Genomic DNA, 23,404 nt, shown 5'->3' on the forward strand with positions numbered 1-23,404 from the left:
TTTTGAAATGAGTTTGACGTCAGATCAGATGGAATTGCGCGAAGAAGACATTCGCAAACACTATCCGGCTGCGACCGCCTTGCTGAACGGGTTCGAGCACGCGCCACGGATTGCCAAACCCGTCGAGGTCACCATTGAACGGTCTCCGGGCGTGTCTACAGGGCGTCGGTTCCGGTCCACCACACCCGGGCTTGTGACCCGTCGCACTGTGCGCGCGGATGGGGTGCATCTGGTCGAACGGATCGAAGCCTCGGATGATGGCGATGCGTTGGTCTCGCCGCCTCAGGCCACCACGCAACAGTCCATCCGTCGCGCAATTGCCATCGCTCTGGCCGTCGCTGAGGCCTATGCCGAGCAAACCCCGCTGGCTGATCTGAAACGCGCAAACCTCGCCGGTGACCTGCCCGCCGCGCGCAAGACCGAGTTCTCGGAACTGCTGACGGCAGAGGCGCTGATCACATCCCATACCTTTGGCAATGCGCTGGCCTATCTGATGTCCTCGCATCTGGGTGAGACCACCGCCGATATCGGTGAGATCGAAGAGGTCCTGACCGACAATGGCCAACTTGCCCTGCACGGCGCGCTATGGGAGCTGGACCAGACGCTTGCCAAACATGCCCCCGACGACGCCCATCTGATCGCTGCCACCAGCGCTTACGCCGAGCAACTGCTGGACAAGGCCGCCCTGCGCGCGCAGTCCGCAGGCCATCTGGCCCCGTTCCACAACGCCGCCTGGCATATCGAAGCCGACGATTTGACGATCCGAGGGTTTGAGCCCGCCTCGAAGGCCAAATCCACTACCCTCACCATGACGTTCAAGAAACCGAACGAGGTGGTCGGCAACCATATCGCCAAGTATCAGGCGATGAAGCTGGCCAAGATGGTGATGGCCTATGACTTCGACCGCCGCCTGAATCCGTTTGCCGAACTTGGCGGGTTCATCTTTACCTTCATGGGTGACGGCAAACCGGGCACCGGCAAGACCACTCTGATCCAGATGATGGCCGGGCTGATCAACGACTATTGCCAGAACGCGGGCTATCCGTTCCGCTATCAGAACCTGAGCACCGACAATATCGACAGCTATCAGGGCAAATCCGGTCAGAACGCCAAGGCCTTCATCAACACGATCATCGACCCCTCGGTCATCGGCTTTGGCACCATCGACGATATCGACCAACTGGCGGGCAAGCGTGGCGACCGGCAGTCCAGCGCGGGCCAACTGGAAATCACCGCCGTGCTGATGGAGAGCTTTGCGGGCGCCAACACCGTCGTGCGCGGCAACTGCACCTTTGGCATGTTCTCGAACTACCCCGAGAATGTGGACGACGCCCTGCGCCAGCGGGCGGGCGCGCGGTTCCTGGTGGACGGGCCACAGACCCGCGAGGATTACATCGACATCCTGCACCTGCTGATGGGCCGCAACCACGACATCCCGCTGGGCGAACACGAAGCCTATGCCGCGCAAGAGATCAAAAAGGCCGTCGCCGCCAGTTTCGAAAGCCACGCCCGCCCGCATGAGGACGCTTTGCTGCAGGTCTATGACCGGGTGTCCGGCGATATCGGCCAGATGGACACGATCGCCAAGCTGGGCACCTACCTCAAGGCGATCCAGCAGGCGGATGAGCGGTTCACCGGCCGCGCGATCAAGAACATCACCGACGCGGTCAAGGTCCGCGCGATGGATTTCGAACTGCCCGACGAATGGATGGAGAATCCCGACCTGTTCCTGTTCCGCGACTACGACACCAAGAAAGCGATGATCGAGGACCTGCGCCAGCCAATTACGGTTGAGATGGTGATTCAGGAAATCAACCGCTACGCCGACAGCGAATTCCGCTATGCCGACAAGAGCGACGAGGTCGCCATCGAAAACGCCGTCCGTGAGATGGGCCGGATGGAAGAGGCCAAGCGGCGGTATCTGGAGGAGAAGGGGTGATTATTGCAGTTTTGGTATTCGTATTAATTGGATCGTGTTTGTCGCTAGCTATCGCGTTGCCTCTCGTTCGCGCAGTAGCTGTAAAAATGCAAAAAACCCATTTGGCGTTTAAAGCTATTGTTGTACTTTTTGCCGCGCTATCGGCCTCAAGTGTGATCTGTTTGACAATTGTTCTTATTGGCCTGAGAGAACCGGGCCCTCATTACCCTCATTCGTTTCTCACTTGGATGGTAAGGGGTACCATTGAATTAATGTGGTGGATCACGCCAACTACGCTTTTCGTTTCTGTAACTTATTTGATTGCGACGACGATAAAAAGAAATCGTAAGGCTGTTTGTAATGCAGAGTAACATTGCGCAGGTGCCTTTTTTCTTAAGAAATTCGTTGTTCACAAGAGGTGAGCGTAAATGATCCGTCTCATCGAAAAAGGCCTGATGTTCGGCAACCTCGTCCACATCTCCAGCCCGGCTCTGGTCGAGCGGTATAACCGTGCGCTGCAGCATCTGGCGGGCAAGACCACGGCGCTGACCGATTTCCATGTCGATATTTCGGGCTATTCGCCCGAGGTGGGGATCGAGTTGGAGGACGATCTCTACCTCAACCCCAACGGGGTCAACCGGCAGTTCATCCTGCTGACGACCGAACAGAAACGCGCGCCCCTGCTGAACGTCAAATTCTCGACCTCGCGCGATATCCTGCGCGAGTTCATCGAGATGAACGAGGCGCAGCTGTTCGCCCTGACCGCCACCGATGCCGTGGCCGGAGAGTTGGTGAACTCGGTCATCAAACTCACCACACCGCGCGATCTGCTGAACCTGCGCAAGATCGAGATCGAGGCCGACACGGTTGGCGGCACCCTGCGCAAGGCCGAGCAACTGGCGGGCATGGTCGAGCGATTCAAGACCGAAGAGGACGCCTGGTTCGACGATGTGCTGATCGCCAAGATGATCGAAACGGCCAAAGAAACCGGCGACGTCACCCGCAACCCGGTTCACCTGCGCCACACCGCGTTCGAGCAACGCAATTTCTGGACGGCGCATTTCGGCGGGCTCTACCTGTTCCCCGATCTTGATGACCCGGCGGTGATTTGCATGGGCGACCGACCCGATGAGATGCCGATCGATCAGGTGTTTGATCCCACGCAACGGCACCGGATTGCATCCTTTCTGAACGACAACAATCTGGTCGAGACGATCATCGAGGCGCGCGGCGTGAACTCGGCCGCCGTTCTGCAGCAGAAGATGGATTTTCTGACCGTCCACGCCGCCGCCGACGCGGGCGTTGACCTGACCGGGCTGGACCGCAGCGACATGCGCCGTCTGGCCCGAAACCACGCGGATCGCCTGCCCGAGGCGTTTCACGGCCTTGCCCAATTGCTGCGCTGGGCCAGCGACGGCGGGCCATGGCCGCGCATCACCTCGGATCATCCGGCCTATTTCTACACCCTGCGCGCGGCGGAAACGCCGAACCGTGATCTGGTCAACATGTTGCTGGCCGAGTTGGCCCCGCTGGACCCGCGTCAGATGTTCATCTGCCATAAGGAATTGTTCTACAGCACCTATTCCACCTGGCCTGAGGCTAAGAAAGCCTATGTTGCCGACTTTCTGGAACGCGAGTATCAGGTGGACAAGGCAGGCGCCCGCGCCGCGCTGTTCGGCCATGAACCGGACATGAGCGGCACTGACCGGGTCAGCGATGACATCATCGCGCGCGTCGGACCCTGGGGCGTTGTTGGGAGGAACTGAATGATCGTCGCAATTCGTTTTCTAATTCCCCTCCTGATCATTTTGACGGTGATCTACGTCGGACTGTCGATCTATTCCCGCCTGGTGCGGCGGCGCAAGCTGATTGCGCATTGGGAAAAGAAAGGGCTGACCGGGGATCGCGACGCCTTTGTCGCGCGAGGGTTGAAGAAATACGACAGCTCCTTTCGCAGGAAACTGCTGCTGGGCGTCTATGTCGTTCCGCTTGGGGCAATAGCCCTGCTGATCTATATTACGAATTTTATGTGAGGGCCGGATAGATGGTCTATGTCAAGTGGGCGTTCATAATACTTTTCTGGGGCTTGGTCGCCTCAGTGCTGGAATACACCCTGCCGCAGCAGGATGTGGTGCGGATCGTCAAAACCGAAGTGAGGCGTGTCGATTTCGGTGAGAATTCGATTTTCTGGGCGCAGCAGGACACCGGACAGGAAACTGCGCAGACGACCAATCGCGATGTGCGTTTCGTTGAAACCTTCCGCCCCAATGGAAAGCCGCGCGTCTATCGTAACGAGGATACCGGCTGGGGCTGGCCGCCCTATTTCAAGCTCGACAGTTCGAATTTGCAGGCTGAACTGACCAATCTCGTGTCAACTAACGCGGACCCGCAATGGGTGGTGATACGCCATTATGGCTGGCGCAATCAGCTCATGTCGATCTTTCCCAACGTGGTGTCGGTGCGCCCGGTGGACAGCCCTGATGTGCGGTTGATCCCCTGGTTCAACATCATCTTCCTGACGGTTTTCTTTGCCATCGTCTGGGCGATCTGGGTGCGCTGGCGCAGGTTCCGACAGCGCCGCATCGACCCGATGCTCGAGAATGTTGAAGACAGCCTTTATGCGGCGGGTGACGCGATTGAAGAAAGGCGCACCGGGTTGCGCCGGTGGCTGGACAGCTGGAAATCAAAGTGACGATGGTGCGACTGTTTTGATCTGGCCATCCGTTTGCAGCCAGGTTGTTAGCGGACAATAAACTCGGCGTGAAGCGCCCCGGCAGCCTTGATCGTTTTCAGAATGTCGATCATGTCGCGGGGCGAGACTCCCAGCGCATTCAGACCGGCCACAACCTCAGACAGGGTGGTGGCCTCGGGGATTTCGGCCAGTCCGGTACCTTCTTCTTCTTCGATCCCGGCGAATGTGCGGGGGACGACAACCGTTTCGCCGCGCGCAAACGGATTGGGCTGGACCGCGATCGGAGATTCCTCAACCGTCAGGGTCAGATTGCCTTGGGATACCGCCACGCGCGAGATGCGGACCTCTTGCCCCATGACGATGGTACCCGAACGCTGATCGACGACGACGCGGGCCTTGGTTTCCGGCTCGACCAGAATGTTTTCGATCCGGCCCAGAGCGTGCGCCGTCGAAATCGCTTGCGTTGCCGCGATGTTCAGTTCGATCGTCCCGGAATCGCGCATGATCGCCACTGCCCGGTTGAACTCGGTGTTGATCGCAACTTCGATTCGGCTGGCGGTGGTGAAATCCGGCTCGCGCAGGGCCAGCCGCATTTGCGTAAGTGTCGAGAGGTCGAAGTCAATCTCGCGTTCCACCCGGGCACCGGATGGGATCACGCCAGAGGTCGGCACACCTTGCACGACCGAGGCGGCCTCGCCCTCGGCCACGGCGCCGCCAGCCAGAACCGTGCCCTGCGCCACCGCATAGATCTGCCCGTCGGCGGCATTCAACGGCGTCATGATCAGGGTGCCGCCCAGCAGACTTTTGGAATCGCCAATGGCCGACACCGTCACATCGATCTGCCCACCGACCCGGGCAAAAGGCGGCAGGCTGGCGGTCACCAACACGGCTGCAACGTTCTTGGGGCGAAAATCCTCTCCGTTCACATTGACGCCAAGCCTTTCGAGGATGTTCGACATGATCTCTTCGGTGAAGGGCGAGTTGCGCAACCCGTCGCCGGTGCCGTTCAGCCCCACAACCAGACCATAGCCCACCAGATCATTGCCTCGCACCCCGTCGAAATCCACAAGGTCTTTCAGGCGGATTGCACCAGCGCAGGCGATCCCGGGTAGTAGCATCAATAGGAAAACAAGGAGTCTCATCTCAGGAAATTCACCAACGACAGGTTCGCGTTGCGAACGGTGACGGAATAAAGGCTTTCCAACTGGAACTGCACGGTTTGCAACTGCGCGGCAGTTTCATACGGGTCTGCGGCAATCAGTGTGTTCCGGCTGTATTCCAGGCTGGTCTGCGCCGCGCTGTTTCGCGTGGCGGCCTGTTCGATCCGCGACTCGGCCGACCCCACCTGCGCGCGCAGGTTAACGATTTCGTTCTGGGTATTTGCCAGATCGACGCCCAATTGCGTGAACAACGCCGTTCGTAGATCGCGCGGAAGGTTCAGCGTGTCATCCGACACCAGCGCCGCAACGGCAATGTCCCGCAACGCGTCCTTGATTGCAGGGTCCGTCGCGGTGATGGGAAGACGGACGCTTTCATTTTCTGAGACCTGCATTGCCGCCAAAGCGGTGTCTGATCCCTGATAGATCACCGCGTCAAACCCGGCCGGGTCGTTGAACCAATCCTCCGCCGCTTGCCGGATATCAGACGCTGTGGTGTGTCCGATCAGCTCAACCTCTAATGCAGCCAGCAGCGTGTCGGTTGGGGGCAGGGGGGAAATGTCCGTGGCCACTCCGGAAAACAGGCTGCGCCCGCCGGCTCGCGTGTTCAGCGCCGAAATGATTGTGTCCAACTCGTTGCGCGCTTGCACGGAAGCGTTTTCATGGCTGACCGCCTGATTTGACGTGCCAAAAGACAGCAGGGACGCGGTGAATTCGCCGACAGAGCCATCAATCGTCGTCAGGCTCAGCTGCATGGCGTCGGTGAACAGCCCGGCCTCGGCCGCCGAAACCCGGTAGGCGTCCAGACGTGACAGGCTGCGATCCAAGTCCAGCAGGTGCGAGTAATCGCCATCCAGTCGCCCGGGCACATCCTGAACCTTACCGGTGGACATTTCGTACGACAGGGACTCGATCTGGGTTTTCAGCTCGGTCGCACGGGTATTCAATGTCATGCCCCTCGCCAGATCGCCGATAGACGTCAAATTCATCATCACAACCTCGACAGAGTATTCATCAATTCATCCACCACCGAGATGACTCGGGCATTGGCGGCATAGGCCTGCTCGATCTCGATCAGGCGCTGCAATTCCTGATCCGTATCGACGCCATCTTCGGCTTCGATCCGGGCCATTTCCAGCTGGGCGCTGTTGGCGAAAGTCAGGCGCTGGCTGGCTGTGTGGGCGTTTACGCCAGCTTTGGACGAAAGCGCCTCAGTCAGATCGGAGGCGCGCATGGCGCCGGTGCCAAAAGGCGATCCAGCAACCGGGCGGGCATCGCTGAGAATGGCGCCGAAGGCCTGCAACTGTGTGGCATCGCCCGGATCGCCGGGGGCTGCCGCACCCAGCCCCTCACGTAACCGCCAGCTGTCACCGCCATTGTCGGGATCGACGATCATGTTCAGGCTGATGCGCGAGGCTAGCCCAGCCGGTGCCAACACATCGAACCGGCTACCGGCATCGGTGAACAGGCCTGCATCTGTGGGCAGCGCGGTGGGGTCCAGACCGGGGGTTTCGTACCGTTCGATCAGGTCCCGGGCGACCGAGTCCAGGTTGGCCTGTGCTTCAACGGCCAACTCGTCGCGGATCTGAAATTGCGCCATCAGCGCGCCGCCGCGAATCTGGGCGTTGTCGCCGCTGGTGCGCACCGGATTGCCGTTCATCTGCAACCCTGACAGCAGCCCGTTACCCACCGTCATATGGGGTTTGGTGTCGCCCGTGGTGGTAAAGGAAAACTGCGCCGCCGTGCCTTCCAGCAGGATCAGGCCACCATCGGAATACAGCGACACCTGGTCGTTCGCCCGCGGCACAGCATTCACCGGAACCAATTCGTTGACCTGATCGATCAGAACTTGCCGTTGATCCAGCAATCCCCCGATGTCACCACCTGAGTGTTTCACCGAGGGAATTCTGGCATTCAGCTTCTCAATATCTTTCAGTGTCTGGTTTAAGCTGTCCACCTGTTTGCCAATGGTCCTGTCCGCGTCCGAGCGGAGCTGCCGCACGCCTTCGGAGGCAGAGTTGATCCTGTTGGCCAGATCCCGACTGGAGTGGGCGACCTGATCCAGCCGCTCGGATGAATCGGGCAGGCTGGCCGCGGTGATCAGGCTGCTGTCGAAATCAGCCAGCCGGGCGGCAAGCGATGACAGATCGTCAACCTTTCCAATCAAGTCTTCGACCCCGGAGTGAAACCTGGACACGGCGGAATGGAACGCCAGATCGGCGTCGGTGGCACGGCGATTGGCGGTCAGGACCGGATCCTGGTTCCGAACCACGCCGACCGTTCGCACCCCATGCCCCGAGATCACGTTGGTCGTCAACTCTAGCGACCTGCGGGCAAAGCCGGGGGTCAGCGCGTTGGCGATATTGTCCGACACAACAGATGTACTCCGACCCGCAGCCGTCAGACCGCTTACTGCGTTGTTGAATGCCGTCGACATATTCATCGGACAGCCCCCCTTTCCGGGTCAAAACCCAAATCAGCGTTTGATATTGGTGGTTTCCTGCAGCATCTCATCGACGGTCTGGATCACCGTGGCGCTTGAGGAATAGGCGCGCTGGGTCTGAATCAACGAGGTCAGTTCGGTCGCGATATCGGTGGTCGATTCCTCACGCGCGAAAGACACAAGCTCACCAGTTGGACCTTCCCCAGCGTTCCACAGAAAATAAGTGCCGCTTTCCCGTGACGGCGCATAGGTTTGGCTGTCCAGCGCGGTCAATCCGTTGGGATTGGGCACATCCGCGAGCGGAATCTGGAACATGCGGCGGCTGACGCCGGTGTCGTAGAACGCGTAGACATAACCGTTCTCATCAACCTGAACGCTGGTCATCGTACCAACCGCCGAGCCGTCGCGCGTGATCGAAACCGGCGCGAATGTATCGGACAGCTGCGTTATACCGTCCGCATCGCCGATCTGGCCGATATTGATCTCCATCGGGCCGCCCGCAACGTTGACCACAAGGCTGCCGGTTGCCGGATCAAAAGTCCCGCCCGAGACGGTGGCGACGCTGGCCAGCGTGCCCCCCGCGGTGCGGCTGTCGGTGAAGGTCAGGGTATATTCTCCGATCACCGCACCGCCCGACGCTGAATCGCGCAAAACCATAGTCCATTCATTGTTGCTGCCGGCGCCGGGAACGGTTGGCACAAGTTCGATATCCACGCTTTCGGATTTGCCCAGGTTGTCGAAATATTCAACCGACAGAGGCTGCGTATCCCCAGGCGATCCGGCTTCGGTGGCCGTTGCAGGCAGGTTCATACGCAGATTCATCTGCGTGGTCGGCGCGCCCGACAATTGGTTGACGCTAAGCTGTACGGGCTCCAGCGCTGCGGGGGTATCCCGCGGTACCGCCGGAATCGTTCCGTCTGGATTGGCGCGCCAGCCCAGCAGGACCAGGCCGGATTCGGTGACCAGATACCCTTCTTCATTGGTTCGGAACGATCCGGTCGTGGTCAGCTGCATCTCATTCGAACCGCCCGCGATTTGCGAGGCTGGGCGCACCGGCAACATGCCCCGGCCGCGCACCGCCAGATCGGTCGAGTTGTTGGTGGTCACCAGCGATCCGCGCTGTTCGATTAGGCGCTGGCTGGTTGTTCTGACCCCGCCCGCCGAATAGCTGCCGCCCTGACCTGACGTAACCATCGAATGAAAATCCGTCTCGACCCGCTTGTAGCCGAAGGTCGAAGAGTTCGCGATGTTGTCCGAAATGGTGGCCAGCCGGTTGGCGTTGGCCTTCAATGAGGCCACACCGGCATTCAGCGAGGAGGAAATCGTCATTGGCACGCCCTTCTGTTGCGTCAATCTTCGATGCAACAGCTAACGCACTGCCCCTTAACAGCGCGCTAACAGGTAAAATGCGCTCTATCCTCTGGTCTTCAGGTCTCGCGCAGAAAGATGATCTCGATCCTGTTGTTGCGCACTGCCATCGGGTTTTCATCTGACAATTCCCGGTCGGCGTGTCCGGTGACGCGATCCAGCCGCGAAGTCGTAAACCCCTTATCTTCAAGCAGTTGACGCACCACCTGCGCGCGTGAAGTCGACACATCCCAGGACGGATCACGCGCCAGAACCACGGGCGAGGCGCTGACATGGCCTTCGACCGCCACATCATTGGTCACCAGATCCGAAGACCGCGTCACCAGCAGCGCCAGCGCTCGCATCATCGGTGTCGGTTCATCCGTACCCGATTCGAACAGCGGCTGATCCTCGGTGTCGAACAGCTCGACCACCAGACCCTCGTCGGTGACGCGTGTGACTATGTGTTTCAGAACCTTGTCCGAGACCATGCTTTCGCCGGTATGTCCCAGAAGCTGGGCCTCAAGCGTCGAGAAATCCTCGGACATCTCCTGGCCGCCATCCGGATTGACCCCGATCGACCCGCGCGCCTGACGGGCGACCGTGGGGTGCCGTTTCGCCGCCCCCGAGCCATCCATAACCATGGTCTTTTCGGAAAACATGTTGTTGCCGCCAAAGGCGCCGTCACCCCCACCGGAAACAGGATTCACCGGGATCGTCGGCGAGAAGTAATCCGCCAGCCCTTTGCGTTGTTTTTCTGTCGTTGCGTTCAGCAGCCACATCAACATGAAGAACGCCATCATGGCCGTGACAAAGTCGGCATATGCGACCTTCCACGCGCCACCGTGGTGGCCATCGCCACCTGACACACGTTTCTTCTTGATGATGATTGGCGCCGCATTGGATTGCGCACCCATCTCCACCACCTTTTTATCACCCGACTACAGGGGTAGCCCGGCAGGTCTTAAGGTGGGCTTAACACTTAAAACTGTCCGGACTTCACTAGCGCGGCAGGTTTGCGCTGACCCGTCGCAGGATAAGTTGCAGGCGGTTGAAACTGTTCTTGATACCGTCCGGCTCGGCTTTTCCGAAGAATGCGTCCAGATCCTCGTGAACGCGCACGGCCTGATCCAGCAGCGGGTCCGCGCCTTCGGCATAAAGCCCGGCTTTGATCATCACTTCGGACTGCTCATAGCTGCCGACCAGCTTCCGGGTTTCCAAGATCATCTGGTTTTCCTCGTCCGACGCCGCGCCGGGAAGGCTGCGCGAGACTGAGCGGCTGAGGTCGATGGCCGGAAACCGCCCGCGCTCGGCAATGTCGCGGCTGAGCACGATGTGGCCGTCCAACACGCCGCGCAGAATGTCGGCGACCGGTTCATCCATGTCCGACCCGGCGACCAGAACGCTGAACACGGCGGTAATATCCCCCTGATCGGCGGTGCCGGTGCCGGCGCGTTCGCACAGCCCGGCAATCAGCGGTGTGACTGACGGGGGAAAGCCGCGCAACGAGGGCGCTTCGCCCATCGCGACGGCAATCTCCCGATGCGCTTCGGCAAAGCGGGTCACCGAGTCAGCCAGAAACAGCACGTTCAGACCCAGATCACGCAGATACTCCGCCACAGACATCGCCGACCAGGCGCAGCGCCGGCGCGCCAGCGCAGATTGATCCGATGTGGCCGCCACCACGACCGAACGTTTCATCCCCTCAGCCCCCAGCGCTTGCTCGACAAACTCGTTCACCTCGCGCCCGCGCTCGCCCACCAGCGCCACCACGACCGCATCCGCCTGCATCGATTTCGCCAGCGTCGCCAGCAGCGTAGACTTGCCGACACCCGACCCCGCGAACAGGCCAATCCGCTGCCCCTGCACTACGGGTAGCATGGTGTTGAGCATGGCCAGCCCGGTCTCCATCCGTACACCAAGCGGTTTGCGCGCCACAGCCGGGGGTGGTGTGCGCATGATGTCCTGCTCCTGCACGCCCGACAGCAGGGGCTTTCCGTCCAGCGGTTTGCCGAACGGATCAACCACACGCCCCAGCCAGTGCGTCCCCGGCGCAAAAGCGGGCGTCTGGTCCAGAATCACCCGGTCACCCAGACAGACCCCGTCGGGGGCGGTGGTCGGCATCATGTGAATCACCTCGGCCTCCACATGCAGCACTTCGCCCGGCAGATCCGGCCCGCTGCGCCGTCGCAGGGTCAGGTGGTCGCCAATCCGCGCCTGCTCCTCAAGTCCCTGTATTTCAATGACTCCCCGCGCCACGCCGGACACGCGGCCCATATGACGCACGGCGGACAGACGGTCGAATTCGCATTTCAGAAGCATCGGGTCGAGATCGGACATCGTGGGTTCTCCAACGGGTTTCTGAAAACGCTTTCTAAAGGAATCGGGGTTAAGCCTTGATTGAAATTGATCGAGGGAGAAGCCCCGATGTTCTATGACCTGAACGTCTTTAAGACAGCGTACGCAATGGCAACCCATGCTGGGCAGCGGCAGGCCGTCATCGCACGCAACATGGCCAATGCGGATACGCCGGGCTATCAGCCGCGCGATATCGAGGCCTTTCAGAAAGCATTCGAGAATTCGGACCGCGAGGTCGCCATGACCGCCACGCGGGCGGGCCACCTGAACGGCGCCTCTGGCCCGCAATCCTGGGCTGAGTTTGAGGTTACGCCCTCGGGCGACCCCAACGGCAACGGCGTGTCCATTGAAGAAGAGATGTTCAAAGCGGTTGAGGTCAAACGCCAGCATGACCGCGCGCTGACCATCTACAAATCCTCGATGAACATTCTACGCAGCAGCCTTGGCCGGTCATAAGGAGGTTGAAAGATGAGTGATTTTTCCCATTCCCTTGCCGCCTCGACCAGCGCCCTGCGCGCGCAGTCGGCCCGGCTGCGGCATGTGTCAGAGAATATCTCGAACGCCGACACTCCGGGGTATCGCCGCAAAACCGTGCCGTTTGAGACGGTGCAGAAGGACGGGCGCGAAGTTGTGCAGGCCGGGCGCGTCAAGCTGGATCGTCGGGACGGAACACGCATCTATGACCCTGGCCACCCGATGGCCGATGAAACCGGCCACTATCGCGGCTCGAATGTCGATCTGATGATCGAAATCGCCGATGCCCGCGAGGCGCAGCGCAGCTACGAAGCCAATCTCAAAATGTTCGACCAGACACGCCAGATGTCGTCGAGCCTGATGGAACTCCTCAGAAGATAAAAGGACACCAGAATGGAAATCCGATCCCTGACCGCAGCCCAAAACTATGCCGTTGCGCGCCCGGCCACCCAAGCCGATCCCAATCACGCCGGACTGGCGCAAGGGCTGCGCAGCACGTTTCAGGACTTTGCTGCGACGCTGAATCATTCCGAGCAAATGTCGCAGGCTGCCATGACCGGGCAGGCCGACCCGCATGCGTTGGTGCAGGCGCTGGCGCAGACTGAGCTGGCCGTGGAAACGGCCGTCGTCGTGCGGAACAAGGTGGTCGAAGCCTATCAGGAAATCCTGCGGATGCCGGTCTGACGACATGCTGAGCGAAGGTCTTTTCTATGACATTGTGCGTCAGGCGCTGTGGGTCGCGGTGATCACCTCGGTCCCGATCCTGGCGGTGGCGCTGGTGTCGGGCCTGATCGTCGGCCTGTTCCAGGCGCTGACCTCGGTGCAGGAGATGACGCTGACCTTCGTACCCAAGCTTATCGCCATCGTTGTCGTGTTCTGGATCTCGATGGGATTCATGACCCAGACACTGGTGACCTTTTTCACCACAACTCTAATCCCGCTAATCGCAGGAGGTCGCTGATGGATACCGCCTATGTCACCCTGTCCCGCCAGTCCGGACTGATGAATGAAATGCGGTTGGTGGCGAACAATATCGCCAATGCCAATACCACCGGTTATCGCGCACAGGGTTTGGTTTTTTCCGAATTCGTCCGCGATCTGCCGGGTAACCCGTCCCTTTCGATGAGCCGGGCCGAAGCACGCAATACCTCGCTGCAGCAGGGCCTTTTGACCGAGACCGGAGGCCAGTTCGATTTCGCCATCGAAGGGGACGGATTTTTCATGGTCGAAACCGCGTCGGGCAACCGTCTGACGCGGGCAGGTGCCTTTTCCCCGAGCGCCGAGGGCGATCTGGTCACGATGGACGGCCACCGAGTGCTGGATGTGAACGGCGCGCCTGTTTTCATCCCTCCGGATGCCGCCTCGATTGATGTGGGCAGCGACGGCACGCTCAGTATCGAAGGGCAGCTGCTGGGGCAGATCGGCATCTACCGCGTGGCTGACCCCAGCACGCTGGTGCGCGAGGGCAGCACGCATTTCCGCGCCGAGGGCGAGATTGAACCAGTGGACAGCCCGGTGGTTGTGCATCGTTTCCTCGAAGGTTCCAACGTCAACGCGGTTCATCAGGTGACCCGGCTGGTCGAAATCCAGCGCGCCTATGAGTTGGGCCAGAGCTATCTGGAAACCGAAGACGAACGTCTGCGCGGAGCGCTCAAGGCGCTGATGCGCTGATTTGTGAAAAGGAGATTTGAACATGCGGGCTTTGAAAATTGCTGCAACGGGCATGACTGCGCAACAGATGCGGGTCGAGACGATCTCGAACAATCTGGCGAACACGAACACCACCGGCTACAACGCGCGTCGGGCCGAGTTTGCGGATCTGCACTATCAGCAGATGGCGCGGGCGGGGACGGTAAATGCCAATGACGGCACGGTTCTGCCCACCGGCATTCAGCTGGGACTGGGCGTGCGTCCGGCGGCCGTCACGGTGCAACTGGCGCAAGGCGGGCTGTCGGCCACCGGCAATGATCTGGACGTCGCAATCGAAGGGCGCGGTTATCTTGAGGTGACGCTGACAAACGGTCAGTCCGGCTTTACCCGCGATGGCAGTCTGAAGCGCTCGGCCGAGGGGCTGATCGTGACGTCGGATGGATATGCGGTGGCGCCCGAGATCACCATTCCCGACGACGCGCACTCGATTTCCATCAACGCCTCGGGCGAGGTCTATGCCTATTTCGACGACGCGCCCGAGGGGCAGCTGTTAGGGGAAATCACGCTGGCGAGTTTCTCGAACGCAAAGGGGCTCGAGGCGATCGGCAGCAACCTGTTCAAGGAAACCGAAGCCTCGGGCTCGCCGGTGGTCGGAACCTCGGGCGAAGACGGGCTGGGAACCTTGCGGCAGGGCTACCTTGAGGACAGCTCGGTCGATGCGATCCGTGAGGTGACCGAACTGATCGAGGCACAGCGCGGATATGAGATGAACGCCCGGGTCATTTCCGCCGTCGATCAGATGATGGGCGCAACGACACAGGTGCGGTGATGCGAGTCCTGATCCTGATACTGGGGTTGCTGATGCCGGTGTTCGCGCTGGCCGATATTGTCGTGCCAACCCGCACCATCCGCGCCAAGGAAATCATCTCGGCCACCGATCTTGAAATCAAGGCACAAAAAGTGCCCGGAGCGGTGACCGATCCCGAGTTACTGATCGGGCAAGAGGCCCGTGTCGCCCTTTATCCCGGGCGTCCGATCCGCGACGGGGATGTCGGTGCGCCGGCATTGGTGGATCGTAACGATCTGGTCGTCCTGATCTTCGACCGCAATCCGCTTTCGATCACAACAGAAGGTCGCGCGCTGGGGCGCGGCGCCGCCGGGGATCGCATCCGGGTCATGAACCTGTCGTCCCGCACGACCGTGACCGGTCTTATCCGGCCCGACGGCCAAATCGAGGTGAAATGATGTCAGGACTTTTGAAATCTCTGTTGTTTGCGGTTCTTGCCGTTTCGGCCTGCGGTCGGGTGGATCACCTTGGAAAACCACCCAGTTTCACTCCGAATGAAGACTCGCCGGAACATGTTGCTATGTTGTGGCCGGGTCTGCCGTTGCACACGCAACCGCAGCGCAATGTCGACCGGTCCTCGCTGTGGAGCGGTGGTCAGCAATCGTTGCTGGGTGATCAGCGTGCGATCAAGAAGGGCGATATCCTGACGGTCGTGATAGAGCTGGACGAGAAAGCCGAGTTTTCGAATGACACGGAACGCTCGCGTTCGGCTTCGGAAAGCCTGGGGATCGTCGGCCTGTTCGGCCTGCCGCAGCGCGCAGCCAATCATCTTCCGGAAGGCGCGTCTCTTGCTGACGCGGTCGAGATCGACTCGTCCTCGGAAAGCACGGGCGAAGGATCGGTGAAACGCAAGGAGAAGCTGACCCTGCGCGTGGCCGCTACTGTGGTCGATGTGCTGCCGAACGGTGTGTTGTCGATCTCGGGCTCGCAGGAACTGCGCGTCAATTTCGAGCTGCGCGAACTATTGGTTGCAGGTTATGTGCGGCCACAGGACATCTCGCGCCAGAACGAGATTACCTACGACAAAATCGCCTCGGCCCGCGTGTCTTATGGCGGGCGCGGACAGATCACCGACGTGCAGCAGCCGCGATATGGCCAGCAGATCCTGGATGCCGTGCTGCCATATTAAGGAGCAGATGTGATGATGAAATTGTTGCCCGTCGTTTTTCTGCTGCTCGGTCTGGGGGCCGGTATCGGTGCTGGCGTCATGCTGCCACCGTCGGAAACGAAAGAGACCGCAAACCAGGAAAAGTCGGACTCTAAGGCGGAACATCCCAAGGAGAGTTCCGCCAAGGCCAAGGATGGCAAGGTAGGGAAAAAGGACACGCCAAGCGACTATGAGTACCTCAAGCTGACCAAGCAGTTTGTAGTTCCAGTCGTAGACTCTGAGCGCATCGAGGCGCTGGTCACCATGTCGTTGAGCCTTGAGATCACCCCCGGCATGACCGAAGCCTTTTATGCGGTTGAGCCAAAGTTGCGTGATGGGTTCCTGCAGGTCATGTTCGACCACGCCAACACGGGCGGTTTCGACGGAGCTTTCACCGAATCCGATAACCTGAAAATGTTACGGAAGGCGCTGCTGGAGACGGCGCGGAGGGATCTGGGAGATGACGTCTCACAGGTCCTAATCATGAGTGTCAGCCGTCAGGACGTCTGATTTGGGCGCTAGCCGCAGGCGATTACACTGATAGTTTTTTGCTCAGCGCGCGTTTGCACGCTTCTTTCTGGGTCGCTGACAGGTTCGCCACAGCTTGCTGGCGGCCAAATGCCGTGCGCAACGCTGCCATCGCCGCCAGTTTTTGGGCCCGCAGCCGGGCGAGATCCATGTTCAGTTGGCGGCGTGTGGCCGATTCCCATCCATTCCACAGGACATCAGTGCCGGTGACGCGATATCCTTCGGCCAAGGCGCTGTCCTCCCGGGATTGCTGCACCTGAGCATTCAGCCGCGCCAGTTGCTGTTGCACCCTTGCCTCGGCTTCGATCAGCGGGCGCAGGGCGTTGTATTCCTTTTGGAACGCGGCTTCGGTGACTTGTTCGAGGTCTGAAAGCCCGTCCGGTTTCATCTGATCTGCCCCTTTGCCCGCTCGCGCATCGCCTCGGCAAACCTGATCGCGGCAGCCACGGGGCGATAGTGCTCTTCGGTGATCTCCTGACCAATCTCGACGGTCGTATGAAGCGCACGCGCAGTGGGCGGATCGGAGTGAATGGGAACTCCGGACTCGGCAGCCCGTTCACGGATCGCGGCAGCCACTTCGTCCACACCCTTGGCAACGCAGACCGGCGCCGAGCCCGCCGTTCGGGCCCATTTCAGCGCCACCGCATAGTGGGTCGGGTTGACGACCACCACATCCGCCGATGGCACATCCGACATCATCTGATTTGTCGCGATATCCTGCGCCCGCTGGCGACGTTGCTGTTTCATATGCGGGTCGCCCTCGGCATCTTTGGTTTCGTCCTGAATCTCTTTGCGCGACATCCGGTTTTTGCGCATGTGTTCGGCATATTGCCACAGGTAGTCCACCACCCCGATCGCCAAGGCCACGGCGATGACGATGAACAGAAAGCGAAACAGCAGGTTCATCATCAGCATCACCGATGATCGTGCGGGGGCCGCACTGGCCGAAAGGATCTCGCTCAGATTCGCGCGCAGGAACAGGGCCAGGCAGGTCCCGTAGATCGCCAGTTTCACAAAACTCTTGGCAAATTCGAACAGGCCCCCGCGTCCGAACTTGTTCTTGGCGTTCGAAAGGATCGAGATGCGGGACAGCTTCGGCTTCAGCTTGCTGGGCGCAAAGATCAGCGCGCGCTGGGCGATCAGGCTGAGCAAAACGGCACTGGCGGGCAAGGCAAACAGGACCGAGACCGACAGCAATGCGGTTTTCAGCATTCCGCCAACCGGGCTGGTGGCCGGGCCGTTGGTCACCAAAGGGGCAAGTGTATCGGCCTGATCAATCAACACGACAAACAGGGTTCCCATGTGCTGCACGCCAAACTGGCCCGCCGCGAACAATGCGATGAGAAAACCGGTATAGGCGGCCACAACGGACAAGTCGTTGGATTTGGCAATTTCACCTTTTTCCCGCGCTTTCTGAAGCTTCTGCGGTGTCGGGTCATAGGATTTGTCACTGTCATCGTCTGCTTCGCTCATCGTGTGCCCTCAAGCGGGTTCAACATGAAGGCGAACAGTGCGTCGGACCAAACCGACAAGATCAGTGGGGTGCCCGCAAATAACAGGAACAGGCCTGCAAAGGTGATGGCGGGAGCACCGACAAAGGCCACCATCAACTGCGGCATCGCTCGGTTGATGACGCCCAGCGCCAGGTTGTAGATCAATGAGGCGATGACAAACGGCATGGCCAGCGCAAAGGCCATGCCGAAACTGCGCGCGATCTGCTGCACGCCCCATTGTGACAGGTCAGGCGCCAACGGGGCCGTACCCATCGGAAATAGGGTGTAGCTGTGGATCAGAAACTGCGCGACGCGAATGTGCAGGCCCAAAAGCACCGCCAAGGTCAGGCCCGCCAAGGTCAGTAAATATCCCATCGCAGGGACCGGGTCGGCTGCAGCTCCGCCCAGAATTTGAGACAGCGAAGTCGCCTGCGCCGCGATCGACCCGGCCGTTTGCAGGGCCAGCACGAACAAGCGCAGGCCCAGGCCCAGTACCACGCCGATCAGACCTTCAACCACAATCATCCGCGCCATTGGAAACAGGTCGGGCGCAGCGCCCACAACCTGCACTGCAGGCGCCACGATCAGCGTAAATGCCACTGCGATCCCAAGTTTGACGCGGGTCGGGATACTGCGCTCTCCGAACGCGGGCAGCAATGAGACCATGGCGGAGACGCGCAGGAAAATGGCAAACAGGTGCCACAGACCCTCGCCCAACTGGGGCAGAAGCTCTGGCGGCAGCGCGATCACGCGGGCACCGTTCCGACCAGCGCAGGGCGTGCCTCGAGCCCGATTTCCTCGAAGGACAGGACCGGGTTGGCGATACCGCGCGCGTGCATGATAGTGCGCAGCAGCCTGCGCCGCCGGGTCGAGGTAACGACGGCTGGAAACACCCCGTGATCGGCGGACTGCGCGACACTGTCGACCACGCCATCGGCCAGCTTGTTGAACAGGTTCGGCGGCAATGCGACGTCCAGACCGGCATTCGGCGCGTCGATCTGATAAGTGGTGAAGGTGTCTTCCCATTCCGGCGCCAGCTGGACGAGGGGGATTGAACCATCTTCGCGTTTCATCTCGGCCACCAGCTGGAACCCCAGCCGTTGCCTGACCAGTTCGCAGATACCTTCGGGCTGGGTTGTGGTCAGGCGCGCCTCGGCCACGCTTTCCAGGATCAGGGCCATGTTGCGGATTGAAACGCGCTCGTCCAGCAACAGCCGCAGCACCGCGTGCAGCGTGTCGATCGGCACCTTGTCTGGGATCAACTCGTCCAGCAGTTTGCGGTTGGCTTCGGCGCGAACCGGATCGCTGAGCCGCGTCATCTCGGACAGCAGGCAGCGCAGGGATTTCAGCGTCAGCAGGCGCGAGAAGTTCTGTTTGATGATCTCCAGCAGGTGGGTCGCCAGAATCTCGGGCGGAGAGACAATGGTTGCCCCGCTCATCGCTGCAGCCTCCTGATCCTTGGGCAGAATCCAGCGGGCTGGGGCACCATAGACCGGTTCGGTCACGTCTTTGCCTTCGGGCAGCATATCGCGATCGTCCTGCACCAACGCCAGCACCAGATCAGGGTTCAACACGCCGCGCGCCTGCTCGACGCCCTGCACCTTGACCACATAGGTGCCCATGGGCAGATCGGCGCGGTCGGTCAGGCGGATATCGGGCAGGATCAGACCAAAGCTGGAGGCCACATAGGTCCGCATATTGGCAATGCGCGCGTCCAGCCCGGTGCCGGGGTTCAGGACCATGCTGACCAGATCGGGGGCGAACTCCAGATGCACGTCGTCCAGATCCAGAATGTCGCCGATGGCCTGCGAGACCGGCGTGTCCTCCTGCGGCTCTGGGGTCAGTGCCGCATCCTCTTCGGCTTTCTGTTTGCGGTGCACACTATAGGCCGCATAGCCCAGCACACCCGCCCCCAGAATGAACGGCAAAAACGGCAGGCCCGGCACCAGCGCAAACAGCACCATCAGCATGGCCACCGTTGCCAGCGCCGCAGGGTGCCGCCCAAGCTGCGAGAAGATCGCGTTGTCGGTCGCCCCTTGCGTGCCGCCACGTGCCAGCAACAAGGCCGACGCGATCGAGATGATCACCGCCGGAATTTGCGAGACCAGCCCGTCGCCAACCGTCAGGATTGCATAGGTTTCAAACGCGGACGAAATCGGCATCCCATGCACGATTACGCCCATGATCAGACCCATCACAAGGTTCAAAAGTGTGATCAACAGCCCCGCAACCGCATCGCCCTTGACGAATTTCGATGCGCCATCAAGCGAGCCGAAGAACGTCGTCTCCTGCTGTTCACGTTCGCGCCTTTCCTTGGCTTGCTGGTGGTCGATGGCGCCGGCCGACATGTCGCTGTCGATGGCCAGCTGTTTGCCGGGCATGCCGTCCAAGGCAAACCGCGCGCCAACCTCGGCCATGCGGGCGGCCCCCTTGGTGATGACCATGAAGTTCACGATCAGCAGCACGCCGAACACCACGAGCCCCAGAAAGACGCTGCCGCCCATGACGAACTCGGCAAAACCTTCGATCACGTCCCCGGCGGCATTTGGTCCGGTATGACCTTGACCGATGATCAGTTTCGTCGAGGACACGTTCAGCGACAGCCGCAGCATCAGCGAGGCCAGCAGGATCGTCGGGAAAGACGAAAAATCCAGCGGACGTTCGATGAATAGCGTCAGGGTAAAGATCAGGATCGCCAGCGCGAAGGACGCCGCCAGCCCCACATCCAGCACCCAGGCGGGCATTGGCAGGATCATCATCACGATGACCGTCATCAGTGCCAGCGCCAGCAGAACGGTGGGTGAGAACAGGGAACGGGCGTCGATTTTGGGCACGCGGGTCTCCTAGTTGAACGAGATAAAGGCGGTAGCGGTGTCGGAGGGTGGAACCAGCGACCCCAAAATGCTGCCGGAATGCGGCAGGTTGACCGGGATGAGAGGGGTCGCGCCGGTGGTGAACGGGTCGCGTGCCACTCCTTCCGGGGTGGCGGGCAGGGTCTGGTCCAGTTGCGCCAGAACGGTCTGAAATCGGCCGGAATAGGCCTTAGCCAGAGACGGTGTGCGGGAGTGATAGGCGCCTACGGCGGCGGGCCAGGACCCAAGTTCAGCGTAAAGGTCTTTCAAGAACAGTGCGGCATAGGTGGCGTTTTCATCCGGGTCGAACATGGCGTCGATGGACCGGAACGCCTTACCGTGCCAGCGGTAATTGATCTGGAAGCAGCCAACGTCAAAGCTGCGCTTGCCTGCCTTGAAGATGTTGAAAACGTAGGACTTGGCCTCAAATTCCGAAGTGAACCAAAACCCCTGTCCCTCAACATTGATGGTCCAGGGCCAGGGTTCCAGACGCCCGTCCCGCAGGCGCCCGGTTTCCACCCGTGCAATTGCGCGCAGAACGTTCAGCGGTACGCCTTCAGACTGCGCGGCCCGTCGAGCGGCTGAGTCGCAAACCCCAGCCACACGGGCATCGGGCATGGCAAAACCCTGTTGCGCCACGCAGAGTGCAAGAAAACTCAGGCCAAAGATCAAACGATGGGGCATTCTGCCGGTCCGGGATTCTGATCAGTCCCGGCCAAGCTAGTCCCGCTTCGGTTTACAGAGGGTTATCGGCCATCTATTTTCGGTCGATCCGGCGACCGAAGACAACGCTGGTATTGGTGCGCAGAACGCCGGGTATCTTGGCCAGATCATCTACCAGAATGTCCAGATCCTCAATCCTTGGGGCCTCGGCCGACAGCAGGAGGTCGAACTCGCCATTGATCGACAGGCAAAGCTTGACCTCGGGATAGGCCTCGAGCCTTTTGATTATGCGCGTTGTCTCCTTTTGCTGCACTTCCAGCAGCACGACAACCTGAACGCGCGGAGCATCCTCGGAGCTGTTCAGGATCACCGAGTATCCGGCAATCACGCCGTTTTCTTCCATCCGGCGAATACGCTCATGCACGGTGGTCCGGGCCACGCCCAGTTTCGCGGCGATTTTCGAGGTCGTTTCGCGGGCGTTGTGTTGCAATGCGGCGATGATGCGGCGGTCTAACTGATCCATGATTCCCAAGGTGTAATGCACAGGAGCCGGGTGGCTCAAGGCGTGTCAGTGCGTTCTTTAGAAATGACTTTCCGGCCAGGGCGCGGCCAGATCAGGGTTGCAGCCACAAGTCCCGGTGACGCGATCAGAGCCATGCAGACAAGTGTGACAGCGGCGCTGAACGCCGTCATCATCCAGCCCGCGAACGGATACAGCACCAACCAACAGGCGTGGGACAGCGTGAACTGGGCGGCGAACACTGCCAGTCTGTCCTCGGAGCTGGCGGAGCGGGTCAGAAGACGGCCCGAAGGCGTCAGCGTTGCGGAATAACCGAACCCGACACAGGCCCAAAGCGCCGTCAGTACGGGCAGCGAAACCTCGGTGAAGGCAAAAAAAACCGCAGCTATTCCCATGGCGAGGGTTCCGAACGTGGCTCCGGTCAGCATGATGCTGCGGTCTTCGTAGGTGCTCAGCGCCTTGGGCAGGACGAACGCGGCCAGCATCGAGCCGCCGCCAAACCCGGCCAGCGCAATGGCCACCGCACTTTCGGAAAGGCCCAGATCGGCGCGGACCAGTACCACGGTATTGACGATGATCATCGCGCTGAGCGCCGCCGCTGTCCATGTCAGGGCCAGCAACCCGCGCAGACGCGGCGTCTTCAAATAGAGGCGTATGCCATGCGTAGTTCGGTCATAGATACCCCGGCGTTGCGTTGGTTTAGGTGAGGGCAGGGCGACCGACACCACAAGAAGGGCCGAGGCGATGAAGCCCAGACCGGTGCCCCAGAACAGGCTGTCAAAGCTGACGACCAGCAGCAGCGCGGCGGCCAGCGCCGGGCTCAGTAGGCTTTCCAGATCATAGGCAAGTCGCGACAGGGACAGGGCCTTGGTATAGTCCTGTTCATCAGTCAGCACGTCCGGGATGGTGGCCTGAAAGGCAGGGGTGAATCCGGCCGATGCCGATTGCAGCAGGAAGATCAGCACATAGACCTGCCAGATCTCGGTCACGAAGGGCAAAAAGATCGCAACCAGCGCGCGTATTAGATCCAGTGCCACCAGCATCCGACGGCGATCCAGCCGTTCGGCTAAGGCCGCCGCTATGGGGGCGATGGTGACATAGGCGACCATCTTGATCGTCAGTGCCGTGCCCAGAACCATACCGGCTGCGTCTCGGGCCAGATCATAGGCCAGCAGCCCCAGCGCCACCGTCGCCAGCCCGGTCCCCATCAGTGCCACCACCTGCGCAGCCAGCAAGTGACGGTAGACACGGTTTCGTAGAACACTCAGCATCGGCAGGTTGGACCTTCTGACAATTTGAACTCGTCCCGGAGCCT

General features: G+C 60.4%; 27 protein-coding genes. 14 read left to right on the plus strand and 13 right to left on the minus strand.

Annotated features, from left to right (window positions below):
• The first annotated feature begins 7 nt into the window (after positions 1-7).
• The 5 genes from AC2FEE_RS12360 to AC2FEE_RS12380 are packed head-to-tail and all read left to right on the plus strand — an operon-like array spanning position 8 to position 4,610.
• Complete coding sequence (locus AC2FEE_RS12360) at positions 8-1,939, plus strand: AAA family ATPase (RefSeq protein ID WP_496865597.1); 1,932 nt, start codon at positions 8-10, stop codon at positions 1,937-1,939.
• Positions 1,936-2,289, plus strand: a complete 354-nt coding sequence (locus AC2FEE_RS12365; protein ID WP_496865599.1) for a hypothetical protein — start codon at positions 1,936-1,938, stop codon at positions 2,287-2,289. Before AC2FEE_RS12360 ends, AC2FEE_RS12365 begins: the two co-directional genes overlap by 4 nt.
• Before the next feature lie 57 nt (positions 2,290-2,346).
• Entirely contained in the window at positions 2,347-3,684 is a 1,338-nt protein-coding gene (locus AC2FEE_RS12370; protein ID WP_496865601.1) for a DUF6638 family protein, read from the plus strand.
• Positions 3,685-3,951, plus strand: coding sequence for a hypothetical protein (locus AC2FEE_RS12375; protein ID WP_480594416.1), 267 nt, complete (start codon positions 3,685-3,687; stop codon positions 3,949-3,951).
• 11 nt (positions 3,952-3,962) lie between these two features.
• Positions 3,963-4,610, plus strand: coding sequence for a DUF1523 family protein (locus tag AC2FEE_RS12380; protein WP_496865603.1), 648 nt, complete (start codon positions 3,963-3,965; stop codon positions 4,608-4,610).
• Positions 4,611-4,657: 47 nt separating this feature from the next.
• Here the strand turns inward: AC2FEE_RS12380 and AC2FEE_RS12385 are convergent, their stop codons facing one another.
• From AC2FEE_RS12385 to AC2FEE_RS12410, 6 genes are all read right to left on the minus strand, one after another.
• Positions 4,658-5,752: a flagellar basal body P-ring protein FlgI gene (locus AC2FEE_RS12385; RefSeq protein ID WP_496865605.1), complete on the minus strand. Its 1,095-nt coding sequence runs from the start codon at positions 5,750-5,752 to the stop codon at positions 4,658-4,660.
• Positions 5,749-6,756: a flagellin gene (locus AC2FEE_RS12390; protein ID WP_496865607.1), complete on the minus strand. Its 1,008-nt coding sequence runs from the start codon at positions 6,754-6,756 to the stop codon at positions 5,749-5,751. Before AC2FEE_RS12390 ends, AC2FEE_RS12385 begins: the two co-directional genes overlap by 4 nt.
• Before the next feature lie 2 nt (positions 6,757-6,758).
• Positions 6,759-8,210, minus strand: coding sequence for a flagellar hook-associated protein FlgK (flgK, locus tag AC2FEE_RS12395; RefSeq protein WP_496865609.1), 1,452 nt, complete (start codon positions 8,208-8,210; stop codon positions 6,759-6,761).
• A gap of 33 nt (positions 8,211-8,243) precedes the next feature.
• The gene (locus tag AC2FEE_RS12400) at positions 8,244-9,539 is read right to left on the minus strand and encodes a flagellar hook protein FlgE (RefSeq protein ID WP_496865611.1); all 1,296 of its coding nucleotides are present in this window, start codon (positions 9,537-9,539) and stop codon (positions 8,244-8,246) included.
• Positions 9,540-9,637: 98 nt separating this feature from the next.
• Positions 9,638-10,474 carry a flagellar motor protein MotB gene (locus AC2FEE_RS12405; RefSeq protein ID WP_496865613.1) on the minus strand — a complete coding sequence of 279 codons (837 nt, stop codon included), beginning with the start codon at positions 10,472-10,474 and terminating at the stop codon, positions 9,638-9,640.
• Between the two features lie 85 nt (positions 10,475-10,559).
• The gene (locus tag AC2FEE_RS12410; RefSeq protein ID WP_496865710.1) at positions 10,560-11,879 is read right to left on the minus strand and encodes a FliI/YscN family ATPase; all 1,320 of its coding nucleotides are present in this window, start codon (positions 11,877-11,879) and stop codon (positions 10,560-10,562) included.
• 105 nt (positions 11,880-11,984) lie between these two features.
• Between AC2FEE_RS12410 and AC2FEE_RS12415 the strand changes: the two genes are divergently transcribed.
• The 9 genes from AC2FEE_RS12415 to AC2FEE_RS12455 are packed head-to-tail and all read left to right on the plus strand — an operon-like array spanning position 11,985 to position 16,543.
• Positions 11,985-12,371, plus strand: a complete 387-nt coding sequence (locus tag AC2FEE_RS12415) for a FlgB family protein (protein ID WP_496865711.1) — start codon at positions 11,985-11,987, stop codon at positions 12,369-12,371.
• 12 nt (positions 12,372-12,383) lie between these two features.
• Positions 12,384-12,770, plus strand: a complete 387-nt coding sequence (gene flgC, locus AC2FEE_RS12420; RefSeq protein WP_170405843.1) for a flagellar basal body rod protein FlgC — start codon at positions 12,384-12,386, stop codon at positions 12,768-12,770.
• A 12-nt stretch (positions 12,771-12,782) separates the two neighbouring features.
• Complete coding sequence (gene fliE, locus AC2FEE_RS12425) at positions 12,783-13,073, plus strand: flagellar hook-basal body complex protein FliE (protein WP_496865615.1); 291 nt, start codon at positions 12,783-12,785, stop codon at positions 13,071-13,073.
• Between the two features lie 4 nt (positions 13,074-13,077).
• Positions 13,078-13,350, plus strand: coding sequence for a flagellar biosynthetic protein FliQ (locus AC2FEE_RS12430; RefSeq protein ID WP_170405833.1), 273 nt, complete (start codon positions 13,078-13,080; stop codon positions 13,348-13,350).
• Positions 13,350-14,060: a flagellar hook-basal body complex protein gene (locus AC2FEE_RS12435; RefSeq protein WP_496865617.1), complete on the plus strand. Its 711-nt coding sequence runs from the start codon at positions 13,350-13,352 to the stop codon at positions 14,058-14,060. The genes AC2FEE_RS12430 and AC2FEE_RS12435 overlap by 1 nt, the downstream gene beginning before the upstream one ends.
• 22 nt (positions 14,061-14,082) lie before the next feature.
• On the plus strand, positions 14,083-14,868 hold the full coding sequence (flgG, locus tag AC2FEE_RS12440; protein ID WP_496865618.1) for a flagellar basal-body rod protein FlgG: 786 nt from the start codon (positions 14,083-14,085) through the stop codon (positions 14,866-14,868).
• Complete coding sequence (gene flgA, locus AC2FEE_RS12445; RefSeq protein ID WP_496865622.1) at positions 14,868-15,284, plus strand: flagellar basal body P-ring formation chaperone FlgA; 417 nt, start codon at positions 14,868-14,870, stop codon at positions 15,282-15,284. The genes flgG and flgA overlap by 1 nt, the downstream gene beginning before the upstream one ends.
• Positions 15,284-16,015 carry a flagellar basal body L-ring protein FlgH gene (gene flgH, locus AC2FEE_RS12450; protein WP_496865624.1) on the plus strand — a complete coding sequence of 244 codons (732 nt, stop codon included), beginning with the start codon at positions 15,284-15,286 and terminating at the stop codon, positions 16,013-16,015. Before flgA ends, flgH begins: the two co-directional genes overlap by 1 nt.
• Before the next feature lie 12 nt (positions 16,016-16,027).
• Entirely contained in the window at positions 16,028-16,543 is a 516-nt protein-coding gene (locus tag AC2FEE_RS12455) for a flagellar basal body-associated protein FliL (protein ID WP_496865626.1), read from the plus strand.
• A gap of 22 nt (positions 16,544-16,565) precedes the next feature.
• On the opposite strand, the gene AC2FEE_RS12460 is transcribed toward AC2FEE_RS12455, so the two are convergent.
• The 7 genes from AC2FEE_RS12460 to AC2FEE_RS12490 all read right to left on the minus strand — a co-directional run bounded on the left by AC2FEE_RS12460 (position 16,566) and on the right by AC2FEE_RS12490 (position 23,360).
• Complete coding sequence (locus AC2FEE_RS12460) at positions 16,566-16,949, minus strand: hypothetical protein (RefSeq protein WP_496865628.1); 384 nt, start codon at positions 16,947-16,949, stop codon at positions 16,566-16,568.
• Positions 16,946-18,034, minus strand: a complete 1,089-nt coding sequence (locus AC2FEE_RS12465; RefSeq protein ID WP_496865630.1) for an EscU/YscU/HrcU family type III secretion system export apparatus switch protein — start codon at positions 18,032-18,034, stop codon at positions 16,946-16,948. The genes AC2FEE_RS12460 and AC2FEE_RS12465 overlap by 4 nt, the downstream gene beginning before the upstream one ends.
• Positions 18,031-18,804 (minus strand): flagellar biosynthetic protein FliR, encoded by a 774-nt coding sequence (locus AC2FEE_RS12470; RefSeq protein WP_496865633.1) that lies wholly within the window; start codon positions 18,802-18,804, stop codon positions 18,031-18,033. The genes AC2FEE_RS12465 and AC2FEE_RS12470 overlap by 4 nt, the downstream gene beginning before the upstream one ends.
• Positions 18,801-20,828, minus strand: coding sequence for a flagellar biosynthesis protein FlhA (gene flhA / locus AC2FEE_RS12475; protein WP_496865712.1), 2,028 nt, complete (start codon positions 20,826-20,828; stop codon positions 18,801-18,803). The genes AC2FEE_RS12470 and flhA overlap by 4 nt, the downstream gene beginning before the upstream one ends.
• Before the next feature lie 69 nt (positions 20,829-20,897).
• Entirely contained in the window at positions 20,898-21,590 is a 693-nt protein-coding gene (locus tag AC2FEE_RS12480) for a lytic transglycosylase domain-containing protein (RefSeq protein WP_496865635.1), read from the minus strand.
• Positions 21,591-21,663: 73 nt separating this feature from the next.
• The gene (locus AC2FEE_RS12485) at positions 21,664-22,092 is read right to left on the minus strand and encodes an Lrp/AsnC family transcriptional regulator (protein ID WP_496865637.1); all 429 of its coding nucleotides are present in this window, start codon (positions 22,090-22,092) and stop codon (positions 21,664-21,666) included.
• Positions 22,093-22,127: 35 nt separating this feature from the next.
• A complete protein-coding gene (locus tag AC2FEE_RS12490; protein WP_496865639.1) occupies positions 22,128-23,360 on the minus strand; it encodes an MFS transporter in 1,233 nt (410 codons plus the stop codon).
• Positions 23,361-23,404 lie beyond the last annotated feature (44 nt).

It is taken from the genome of Ruegeria sp. YTSC199, assembly GCF_059609725.1.

Bases quoted from the DNA above. Each gene is read 5' to 3' on its own strand.
- AC2FEE_RS12435 (WP_496865617.1), top strand. From the start codon at position 13,350: ATGGATACCGCCTATGTCACCCTGTCCCGCCAGTCCGGACTGATGAAT.
- flgC (WP_170405843.1), top strand. From the start codon at position 12,384: ATGAGTGATTTTTCCCATTCCCTTGCCGCCTCGACCAGCGCCCTGCGC.
- AC2FEE_RS12485 (WP_496865637.1), bottom strand. From the start codon at position 22,092: ATGGATCAGTTAGACCGCCGCATCATCGCCGCATTGCAACACAACGCC.
- AC2FEE_RS12375 (WP_480594416.1), top strand. From the start codon at position 3,685: ATGATCGTCGCAATTCGTTTTCTAATTCCCCTCCTGATCATTTTGACG.
- AC2FEE_RS12430 (WP_170405833.1), top strand. From the start codon at position 13,078: ATGCTGAGCGAAGGTCTTTTCTATGACATTGTGCGTCAGGCGCTGTGG.
- AC2FEE_RS12380 (WP_496865603.1), top strand. From the start codon at position 3,963: ATGGTCTATGTCAAGTGGGCGTTCATAATACTTTTCTGGGGCTTGGTC.
- fliE (WP_496865615.1), top strand. From the start codon at position 12,783: ATGGAAATCCGATCCCTGACCGCAGCCCAAAACTATGCCGTTGCGCGC.
- AC2FEE_RS12455 (WP_496865626.1), top strand. From the start codon at position 16,028: ATGATGAAATTGTTGCCCGTCGTTTTTCTGCTGCTCGGTCTGGGGGCC.
- AC2FEE_RS12390 (WP_496865607.1), bottom strand. From the start codon at position 6,756: ATGAATTTGACGTCTATCGGCGATCTGGCGAGGGGCATGACATTGAAT.
- AC2FEE_RS12385 (WP_496865605.1), bottom strand. From the start codon at position 5,752: ATGAGACTCCTTGTTTTCCTATTGATGCTACTACCCGGGATCGCCTGC.
- flhA (WP_496865712.1), bottom strand. From the start codon at position 20,828: ATGACGGTCATCGTGATGATGATCCTGCCAATGCCCGCCTGGGTGCTG.
- flgH (WP_496865624.1), top strand. From the start codon at position 15,284: ATGTCAGGACTTTTGAAATCTCTGTTGTTTGCGGTTCTTGCCGTTTCG.
- flgK (WP_496865609.1), bottom strand. From the start codon at position 8,210: ATGAATATGTCGACGGCATTCAACAACGCAGTAAGCGGTCTGACGGCT.
- AC2FEE_RS12360 (WP_496865597.1), top strand. From the start codon at position 8: ATGAGTTTGACGTCAGATCAGATGGAATTGCGCGAAGAAGACATTCGC.
- flgG (WP_496865618.1), top strand. From the start codon at position 14,083: ATGCGGGCTTTGAAAATTGCTGCAACGGGCATGACTGCGCAACAGATG.
- AC2FEE_RS12415 (WP_496865711.1), top strand. From the start codon at position 11,985: ATGTTCTATGACCTGAACGTCTTTAAGACAGCGTACGCAATGGCAACC.
- AC2FEE_RS12400 (WP_496865611.1), bottom strand. From the start codon at position 9,539: ATGACGATTTCCTCCTCGCTGAATGCCGGTGTGGCCTCATTGAAGGCC.
- AC2FEE_RS12465 (WP_496865630.1), bottom strand. From the start codon at position 18,034: ATGAGCGAAGCAGACGATGACAGTGACAAATCCTATGACCCGACACCG.
- flgA (WP_496865622.1), top strand. From the start codon at position 14,868: ATGCGAGTCCTGATCCTGATACTGGGGTTGCTGATGCCGGTGTTCGCG.
- AC2FEE_RS12460 (WP_496865628.1), bottom strand. From the start codon at position 16,949: ATGAAACCGGACGGGCTTTCAGACCTCGAACAAGTCACCGAAGCCGCG.
- AC2FEE_RS12405 (WP_496865613.1), bottom strand. From the start codon at position 10,474: ATGGGTGCGCAATCCAATGCGGCGCCAATCATCATCAAGAAGAAACGT.
- AC2FEE_RS12370 (WP_496865601.1), top strand. From the start codon at position 2,347: ATGATCCGTCTCATCGAAAAAGGCCTGATGTTCGGCAACCTCGTCCAC.
- AC2FEE_RS12410 (WP_496865710.1), bottom strand. From the start codon at position 11,879: ATGCTTCTGAAATGCGAATTCGACCGTCTGTCCGCCGTGCGTCATATG.
- AC2FEE_RS12490 (WP_496865639.1), bottom strand. From the start codon at position 23,360: ATGCTGAGTGTTCTACGAAACCGTGTCTACCGTCACTTGCTGGCTGCG.
- AC2FEE_RS12480 (WP_496865635.1), bottom strand. From the start codon at position 21,590: ATGCCCCATCGTTTGATCTTTGGCCTGAGTTTTCTTGCACTCTGCGTG.